The 8,787-nt window shown below is 69.3% G+C and carries 8 protein-coding genes; all 8 read right to left on the reverse strand.

Features of this window, described 5'->3' with window-relative positions; all coding sequences use genetic code 11:
- Positions 1-135 precede the first annotated feature (135 nt).
- Entirely contained in the window at positions 136-1,092 is a 957-nt protein-coding gene (locus ACE3O1_RS05120; protein WP_374313104.1) for an SDR family oxidoreductase, read from the reverse strand.
- The gene (locus ACE3O1_RS05125; protein ID WP_374313105.1) at positions 1,089-2,096 is read right to left on the reverse strand and encodes a bile acid:sodium symporter family protein; all 1,008 of its coding nucleotides are present in this window, start codon (positions 2,094-2,096) and stop codon (positions 1,089-1,091) included. Before ACE3O1_RS05125 ends, ACE3O1_RS05120 begins: the two co-directional genes overlap by 4 nt.
- A complete protein-coding gene (locus tag ACE3O1_RS05130) occupies positions 2,093-3,460 on the reverse strand; it encodes a flavin-containing monooxygenase (protein WP_374313107.1) in 1,368 nt (455 codons plus the stop codon). The genes ACE3O1_RS05125 and ACE3O1_RS05130 overlap by 4 nt, the downstream gene beginning before the upstream one ends.
- Positions 3,461-3,543: 83 nt before the next feature.
- Entirely contained in the window at positions 3,544-4,344 is an 801-nt protein-coding gene (locus tag ACE3O1_RS05135; RefSeq protein ID WP_374313109.1) for an alpha/beta hydrolase, read from the reverse strand.
- A 22-nt stretch (positions 4,345-4,366) separates the two neighbouring features.
- Complete coding sequence (locus ACE3O1_RS05140) at positions 4,367-5,521, reverse strand: mannitol-1-phosphate 5-dehydrogenase (protein WP_374313111.1); 1,155 nt, start codon at positions 5,519-5,521, stop codon at positions 4,367-4,369.
- Positions 5,521-5,958 (reverse strand): PTS sugar transporter subunit IIA, encoded by a 438-nt coding sequence (locus tag ACE3O1_RS05145; protein ID WP_374313113.1) that lies wholly within the window; start codon positions 5,956-5,958, stop codon positions 5,521-5,523. Before ACE3O1_RS05145 ends, ACE3O1_RS05140 begins: the two co-directional genes overlap by 1 nt.
- 115 nt (positions 5,959-6,073) lie before the next feature.
- The gene (locus ACE3O1_RS05150) at positions 6,074-7,747 is read right to left on the reverse strand and encodes a PTS mannitol transporter subunit IICB (protein WP_374313115.1); all 1,674 of its coding nucleotides are present in this window, start codon (positions 7,745-7,747) and stop codon (positions 6,074-6,076) included.
- On the reverse strand, positions 7,744-8,787 hold a 1,044-nt coding region (locus ACE3O1_RS05155; protein ID WP_374313117.1), incomplete at its 5' end, for a putative PEP-binding protein. The genes ACE3O1_RS05150 and ACE3O1_RS05155, both read right to left, overlap by 4 nt.

Here is an 8,787-nt window from a genome sequence, read left to right on the forward strand (position 1 = left end):
GGCTGCACGAACTCCTCAGATCTGCGAGGTTCTCGGCATCCGGCGTCCTCGGATTGCCGCCAGAACGTCGAAACTGAGGAGTTGTGGCGGGCGGCCCTGTGAAGGGAGGCGCCGGCGGCGACCGGATGCCGCGGCTCAGCCCCGCGCGACGCCCGGGTGGGTCTCGAGGTAGGCGTCGAAGGCCTCGGCCGACGTCTTCGCGGGGACGAAGCCGAAGTCCCGCTTCAGCGCGTCGTTGGCGAGCACGGGACGGTAGCGCAGGAAGCCGACCTGCTCCGGGCCGTGGACGGTGAGGCGGAGTATGCGTCCTACCCGCAGGGCGAACGCGAGCAGGCCCGGCGGCACGGTGATCGTCGGCTTGCGCAGGCGCCGGGCGATCTCGTGCACGGTCATGCGCCCGTCGCCGGCGACGTTGTAGGTGCCGGCGGGGCCGTCGGTCGCGGCACGCGCCATCGCACCGGCGACATCGTCGACCCACACGAACACGAACGGGGAATCCGAGCCGCGGACGGCGAGGATGCGGCGGCCCGCCCACAGCGCCGTGATCTGGTTCTGCACCGTCGGGCCGAGGATCGTGCCGATCCGGAACACGACCTGCTCGAGTTCGGGATGCAGGCGCCGCGTCTCGGCGAGCATCTCCTCGACCAGCCGCTTGTGCCGCGCGTAGGGGAACTCGTCGTTGCCCCGAATCGGGTCGCTCTCGCGCAGCCATTCCGGGCTGTCGGGGTGATAGCCGTACGCGGCTCCCGATGACGAGACGACGAGGCGGCGCACCCCGGTCGCGACGCACGCGTCGACGATGTTGCGCGAGCCCTCGACATCGACCTGGTACTCGAGATCGTGATCGCGGCCCGGGTTCACGATGGCGGCGAGGTGAACGACCACGTCGATCCCGTGGCGCTCCAGCAGGGGAGCCAGCCCGGCGGGCCGGGTGACGTCGCAGTCGTCGTAGACGACTCCGTCGATCGGATGCTCCGGCCGGCGCACGTCGCCGGCGACGACCAGGTCCACACCGGGGTGGTCGACGAGTGCCGCCACGACGTGGGACCCGAGGAAGCCGGCGCCGCCCGTGACAAGGACGCGAGCGCTCATCGGGCCGGATCCTCGGCCGCACCGTCCGGCGTGCCCGGGGTTGCGGCATCCGTGACGCCACCCGCCCCGCGCGCGTGGCGCGACGCATCGCCCTTGGCGGATCCCGTGCGACGACGGGTGTGACGGGCCCACAGGGCGGCGACGATGAGCCCGGCGATGATGTCCCAGATGCCCCACCATCCGGCGACGATGGCCATGCCGCCGAGACCTCCGAAGAACGCGAACACCAGGCCGAGGCCCAGGCCGGCGTTTCGGATGCCGACCTCGAAGGTCATGGCCTTGCGCTCCCGCGTGCCGAGGCCGCCGACCACCGCCGTGCTGTAGCCGATGGCGAGCGCCACCGCATCGTGGATCGTCACCACGAGCACGATGATGCCGAGGAATGCGACGAAGTAGGCCCAGTTCCCGACGAGCGCCGCCACGATGAAGCCCACGAGCGCCAGCAGCGAGAACCACTTCACGAACGGCTGCACCTTCGCGGCGAACACGGGGAACCGGTGGCGGAGGAACAGACCGGCCGCGAACGGCAGTCCGATGATGAGGAAGATGTCCAGCAGCATCGCCCACGCATTGAGCTCGACGGCCTCGAGCAGCGTGCTCGCCGTGGGGTGCAGCGAGCCCCAGAACGCCACGCTCAGCGGCAGGGCGAAGATGTAGATCACGTTCGACACGGCCGTCATCGAGACCGACAGGGCGACGTTCCCGCCCGAGCGGTGCGTCAGCACCTGCGAGATGTTGCCGGGCGGGCAGCACGCGACGAGGATCATCCCCAGCGCCATCGACGGCGTCACCGGCAGGATGAGGGTCAGGCCGAAGGTCACGGCGGGCAGCACGATGAGCTGCGCGAGGATCGCGATGACGAACGGCTTCGGCTTGCGCAGCACGACCTTGAAGTCGTCGACGGTCGTGTCCAGAGCGATCCCGAACATGATCAGGCCCAGCACCACGTTGAGGATCACGAGCGTGCCCGGGTTGAAGTTGAGGGCGATGTCGTCGGGGTTCATGCCGTGACCTTCCGCTTCGCTCGACGGCGACGGATGCCTCGGCCCGAGGCATCCGGTGCATCCGGCGCGGCGTCGCGCAGCGAGGCCGTGGCTGTGCGGACCGCTCGCCGGTAGGCGTCCTTGTTGACGTAGTACGACATCCGCTCGAGCCCGAGGTAGTTGTAGCCACCGGTGAGGTCGGGCCAGGGCGACGTCGCGACCCGCCGGCGGAAGGCCGCCGCACGCTCGGGACGGCGCTCCCGTGCGGCGAGGTATTCCGCGACGAGCTCGGCCTGCTCGTAGCGTCCCTGCCAGCCGATGCCGGATGCCTCGATCATGCCCATCACGTACAGACCGTTGAAGGCGGGCGGGAAGATGTTGAGGAACAGCTTCGGCGACCAGCCGGTCCAGTTGAGCTCGTCGCGGGATACGAACGGGTAGTCCAGCGTGTAGCCGGTCGCCAGCAGCACGAGGTCGTACTCGCCGCTCGATCCGTCGCGGAAGTGCACGGTGCGACCGTCGAACCGGTCGATGTCGGAGCGGATGGCGAGATCGCCCTGTCCCAGGTGGTTGAGGATCAGCGTGTTGACGATCGGGTGGGACTCGTAGAGCTTGTAGTGCGGCTTCGGGAATCCGAAGCGCACCGGATCGCCGGTGAAGGCGCGGAGCACTCTGCGGTCGACGAACTGCTTGATGCGGGCGGGGAGGGGGCGTCCCTGGTTGAGGGTGTCGCTGGGCCTGCCGAACAGGTAGCGCGGCACGAAGTAGTAGCCACGGCGCACGCTCATGTCGACGGATGCCGCGTGGTGCACCGCGTCGACGGCGATGTCGCAGGCGGAGTTCCCCGCCCCGATGATGAGAACCCGCTTGCCGGTCAGCTGGGTCGCGCTCTTGTACGCGCTCGTATGGAGCAGCTCGCCGGTGAACTCGCCGCGGAACGCCGGGATGTTCGGCTCGGCGAGAGTGCCGTTGGCCAGGATCACCCCGTCGTAGCGCTGCTCGATCGGACCGTCGGGGCCGCTGGCGCGCAGCATCCATCCGCCGTCGTCACGGCGGACGAGTGCGGTCACCTTCGTGTCGAACCGGAAGCGCCGGGTGAGGGCGAAGCGATCGGCGAAGTCGCGGAAGTAGCGGACGAGTGTGCGATGGCCGGGGTAGTCGGCGGCGGTCTCCATCGGGAACTCCGCGAACTCCGTCGTCGTGCGCGACGAGATCAGGTGCGCGGATTCGTACATCGTGGATCGCGGATTCTCGATGTCCCACAGTCCGCCGACCCCGCGCGATGCCTCGTATCCGTCGAACTCGAGGCCGGCCTTCTGCAGGGCGCGCGCGGCCGACAGCCCGGACGGACCGGCGCCGATGATGGCATAGCGAGGCTCGCTCATTGGTCTCCCACACGTCGTCGTGGCGATCCGGCGATGCCGGTCCGGCGAAGAAACCCTACGGGTTACAGGGCGCTAACCGAAAGTCAGGGCGTGGCGAGCCCTTCCGCGAACCCGAGGAGGAGTGGCGTCAGGGCAGCGTCCATCGCGGCATCGTCGATCGTGGGTGTGCCGTCCCCCGCCTGCGGGCCGTAGTCGCCGAACGAGGCGTGGCTGGCGCCCTCGATGACCTGCATGTCGGCGTCGGCCGGCAGCAGGGGACGGGCGTCGGCGATCTTCTCCGGCGTCGAGAGCCCGTCTTCGGTGCCGGCGACGCTGAGCACCGCGAGGCCGGAGTCCGAGAGGTCGCTCGCGCAGTAGGAGCCGAGGAGCACGAGCGCATCGGCGTCACCGGCGAGCTGACACGCCCGCACCCCGCCGAGCGAGTGGCCGCCCACGGCCCACGTGTCCACGCCAGGCACCAGGTCGGTGAATGCCGACAGCGGCCGCAGGTCGAAGAAGGCCAGGTTGAGCCAGGGCTTGGTGATGACCACGGCCACGTCCCCGTCGGCGACCAGGCCGGCGAGGTTGTTCGCATAGGCCCACGGATCGACCTTCGCTCCGGGGATGAAGACGAGTCCGGTCTCGGGCTCGGTGCCCGCAGGCGACAGGATGATCGCGCCCGATGTGTCGGTGATCTCGATCGCAGGATCCGACCGCACGGCCGCCAGCGGCTCCGGTTCGGCCGCCATCACCCCGATCTGGCTCCACATCAGGATGCCGCCCACCGCGAGCACGAGGGCCGCGACGAGCGAGCCGAGGATCCACCACAGCACCCGCCGGCCGCGGCGTCGCCGGCGCGGGGGTCGGCCGGTGTCGGACGAAGCAGGCGACGAGGACGATGTCACCCCACGAGCGTAATCGCGCTCGTCAGACCCCGATCTCGGCCTGCTGGTCCGCGACGACGGCGACGATGCGGGCGAAGAGCGGATGCTCCGGGTCGAGGCCTGTCACCGTGGCGGTGAAGGTCGCGGCATCCTGCTCCCGCAGCATCCGCTGCAGGTCCACCGACTGGGGATCCTCGCCGTCGTCGAACGCGAGGGCGGCGCGCATCGCCTCGACGAGGGCGTTGACGCCGAGCCCGCGCTCGGCGGCTTCGGCGGCGGGCCCGACGAACCTCTCATGGCGTGAGAGCTTGCGCAGCGGCTGCCGCCCGACGCGCCAGACCGTGTCGGGCAGCGCGGCGTTGTGGAAGCGCCCGAGGATCGTCGCCCGGTACTGCGCGAGCTCGTCCGGGTCGAGGCCGTGCTTCGCGGTCAGGAGAGCCGAGGTCTCCTCGAGCGTGGCTTCGACGCTCGCGGCGATCTCGGGGTCGGCGAGGGCCGCCGCGATGGTGTCGATGCCTGCGCGGGCACCGAAGTACGCGGTCGTCGCGTGGCCGGTGTTGACGGTGAAGAGCTTGCGCTCGATGTAGGGAGCCAGGTCGTCGACGAAGTGGGCGCCTGGGATGTTCGGCGGATCGTCGCCGAACGGCGGGCGCTCGATCGCCCACTCGTAGAACGGCTCGACGGTCACGTCGACGCCTCCGCCCTCGGGCTGCGCCGGCACGATGCGGTCCACCGCCGTGTTCGCGAAGACGGCGTAAGCGCTGACCGCCTCCCACGCGTCGCCCGCGACGGCCTTCATCTCCTCGCGCAGCACGTCGGTGGCGTTGATCGCGTTCTCGCACGCCATGATCTGCAGCGGCGGTGCGGACGGGTCGCGGTGCCCGAGGCCTGCCACGATGTGCGGCGCCACGAACTTGAGGATCGTCGGGCCGACCGCGGTGGTGACCACGTTCGCCGTCGCGATCTCGTCGACGACCTGCTGCCCGTTCTCGGCGCTGTTGATGGCCCGGAACCCGGTCACCACGGTGTCGCGCCCGCCGTCGCCGACCTCGTGCACGGTGTAGCCGTCGACCGCGTTGATCGCGTCGACGAGGGGAGCGGCCACATCGGAGAACACGAGTTCGTAGCCGCCCTCGTGCAGCAGGAGCCCGACGAAGCCGCGCCCGATGTTGCCTGCCCCGAAGTGGACCGCCTTCATCAGACGCCCGCCGCCGACACGAGCTGGTACAGCTCCTCGGGTGTCTGAGCTTCCTTGAGGCGCTCGACCTCGTCCTCGTCGGAGAACAGGATCGCGATCTGCGACAGTATCTCGAGGTGCTCATCGCCCTTGCCGGCGATGCCGATGACGAACGTGACGGGCTCGCCGCCCCAGTCCACGCCGCCGTCGTAGCGGACGACCGACAGAGCGGACTCGAGAATCGCCGCCTTGGTCTCGTTGGTGCCGTGGGGGATGGCGAGCTCGTTGCCCATGTAGGTCGAAACGGTCTGCTCCCGCTGCTGCATCGCGTCGAAGTACGCGCTCGTCACGGCGCCCACCGCCTCGAGGATGTCGGCGGCCTCCTTCATGGCCTCCTCGCGTGTCGCGCTCCCGCTGTGGATGCGGACCTGACCGATGCTCAGAACGTCACGTGCCATTTCGATTGCCTTTCTGGTTGCCGGATGCCGCATCCGCGGTCTTCGTGCGAAGGCCACGGGGTCGGGGGCATCTCGCCGCCCGACCCCGCAGCTGTCTCAGCTGGTGCCGCGCCGCTTACACACCATCCTGGTGCTGGTCGCGGACCAGTTCCACGACCTCGTCGTACTTCGGCGAGTTCATGAAGTTGTCCACCGACACGTGCACCGCGTCCGGCGTCTGCTTGCGCGCCCGGTCGGTGAGCTGGTTCTGCGTGATGACCAGGTCGGCCGAGGCATCCAGGTTCGCAATCGCCTTGTTCACGACCGTGACGTCCTCGATGCCCGCCTTCTTGATCTTGTTGCGCAGCACGCTCGCGCCCATCGCCGACGAGCCCATCCCCGCGTCGCACGCGAACACGATGTTCTTCACGCGCTTGGTGGTGAGGACACCGCCGTCGGCGAGCCCTGCGGTCTCGGCCTCGGTCTCGAGCTTGTCGAGCGCCTCCTCGGCTTCGCGGATGGCTTCGCGGTCCTTACCGTCGGATGCGCGCAGCGCGTCCATCGCAGCAGAGGTCTTGCCCTTATTCGCCTCGGTCTGGGCGATCGCGGCGCCGAACATGTCCGCCTCGGCGAGAAGGTCGCGCTTGCGGGACGCCCGCAGGATGACGCCTGCGACCAGGAATGTCACGGTCGCTGCCAGGATCACGGAGAGGTACACGACGAGCAGGTTGCCCACTCCGCCAGCGGCGGGACTCACTGCGGCCGCCGTGACCGCGATGATGCTGCCCGGCGCAGCCGGGAAGGCCAGTCCCCCGTTGAGGAGCATGTTCGTGGTGACGCCCGTCGCGCCACCGGCGATCAGCGCCAGGATCGTCATCGGCTTGGCCAGCGCGTACGGGAAGTAGATCTCGTGGATTCCGCCGAAGAACTGGATGATGATCGCGCCCGGTGCCGATGCCCTCGCCGCACCGACCCCGAAGAACGTGAACGCGAGCAGCAGACCGAGGCCCGGTCCGGGGTTCGCCTCGATGAGGAAGAGGATCGACTTGCCGGTCTCCGTCGCCTGCTCGATGCCGAGAGGCGTGAAGACGCCGTGGTTGATGGCGTTGTTGAGGAACAGCACCTTCGCGGGCTCGACGATGATCGACACAAGGGGCAGCAGGTTGTAGGCGACCAGCCATCCGACCGCTGCGCCCAGCACATCGCTGAACCACAGGATCGCCGGCCCGAAGACGAAGAAACCGACGATCGCGAGGATCATGCCGAGGATGCCGGCCGAGAAGTTGTTGACGAGCATCTCGAAGCCGGGCTTGATCTTGCCGTCCCACAGCTTGTCCATCTGCTTGGTGACCCATGCCGCGAACGGAGCCATGATCATCGCGCCGAGGAACATCGGAATGTTCGTACCGACGATCACACCCATCGTCGCGATCGTCGCAACGACGCCGCCGCGCTCGCCGTAGACCATGCGGCCTCCGGTGTTCGCAATGAGGAGCGGGAGCAGGTAGGTGATCATCGGGCCCACCAGGCCGACGAACCTGTTGTAGGGATCGCCGTTCTCGTCGAGCGCGATCGCGGTCATCGCTCCCGGCCAGTTGATCACGTCCGCGTTGCCGAATCCGCCGAGGAGCGGGGCGACCGGTGTCCACCAGCCGAGCCATCCCACGGCGATGAACAGCATGGTGATGAAGCCCCAGGCGATGAACGCCGCGATGTTGGGCATGATCATGCCCGAGAGGAACGTGCCGAAGCGCTGGACCGCGACGCGCGCGCCCCCCGGCTTCTTCACGTTGGCAGACGACGATGTCATGGCTGTGTCTCCTTGCTGGTTGGGGTTGCGGCCTGCTGGGCCGCGGTTCGGGCGGATGCCGCGTCATTCGCGGCGAGGGCAGCCTGCGCGATCTCCCGCGCGTCGTCGAGGCTGTGCTGGAGGAGGGTGGCCCTCACATCGGCGATCGCCGTGGGAGCCATGGACAGGCTCGTGGCGCCGAGGCCCACGAGCACGACGGCGAGGAGAGGGTCCGCTGCCGCCTCACCGCAGATGCCCACCGGCTTGCGGTTGATGCGGCCGGCGTCGCCGACCTCGCGGATGAGCCGCAGCACCGCGGGGTGCCACGGGTCCTGGAACGCGGCGACCGAGCCGAGCAGGCGGTCGGCGGCCATCGTGTACTGCGTGAGGTCGTTCGTGCCGATCGACGCGAAGTCGGCGAAGCCGAGGATGCGGTCGGCCAGCAGCGCCGAAGACGGCACCTCGACCATGACTCCGGCGGTCTTGATGCCGTAGTCGCGGGCGAGTTCGGTGAAGTACGTCGCCTCCTCGACGGTTGCGACCATCGGCGCCATGACCCACAGGTCGGCGTCGGTCGCGGCATCCGCTTCGGCCAGCGCCGTGAGCTGCTCGCGCAGGATGTCCTCGCTGGCGCGCAGTGCGCGGATGCCGCGGAGGCCGAGCGCGGGATTCTCCTCGTGCGCGTCATTGAGGAACGCCAGCGGCTTGTCGGCGCCGGCGTCGAGCACGCGCACGACGACCTTCTTGCCGGGGAACGCGGCCAGCAGCTTCGTGTACGACTCGCGCTGCTGCTCCACGGTCGGCGCCTGGCTCGAGCTGAGGAAGAGGAACTCGGTGCGGAACAGGCCCACGCCCTCGGCGCCGAGGGCGACCGCGTCGGCTGCTCCGTCGGGGTTGCCGAGGTTGGCCAGCAGGGGGATCGGCGTACCGTCCGCCAGTGCGCCGTCGGTGATCGGCGCACTGGTCGCCGCGGCGCGGTCGGCCGCACGGTTGCGCGCGCGGTCGAGCTCCTCGTCGGTCGGCTCGGTCGTGACCACGCCGGCGGCGGCATCCACGATCAC

Origin of the sequence: Microbacterium sp., assembly GCF_041909575.1 — a bacterium.
GTDB lineage: Bacteria > Actinomycetota > Actinomycetes > Actinomycetales > Microbacteriaceae > Microbacterium.

Coding starts and splice junctions, on each gene's coding strand:
- ACE3O1_RS05120 (WP_374313104.1), bottom strand. CDS start 1,092: ATGAGCGCTCGCGTCCTTGTCACGGGCGGCGCCGGCTTCCTCGGGTCC.
- ACE3O1_RS05125 (WP_374313105.1), bottom strand. CDS start 2,096: ATGAACCCCGACGACATCGCCCTCAACTTCAACCCGGGCACGCTCGTG.
- ACE3O1_RS05130 (WP_374313107.1), bottom strand. CDS start 3,460: ATGAGCGAGCCTCGCTATGCCATCATCGGCGCCGGTCCGTCCGGGCTG.
- ACE3O1_RS05140 (WP_374313111.1), bottom strand. CDS start 5,521: ATGAAGGCGGTCCACTTCGGGGCAGGCAACATCGGGCGCGGCTTCGTC.
- ACE3O1_RS05145 (WP_374313113.1), bottom strand. CDS start 5,958: ATGGCACGTGACGTTCTGAGCATCGGTCAGGTCCGCATCCACAGCGGG.
- ACE3O1_RS05150 (WP_374313115.1), bottom strand. CDS start 7,747: ATGACATCGTCGTCTGCCAACGTGAAGAAGCCGGGGGGCGCGCGCGTC.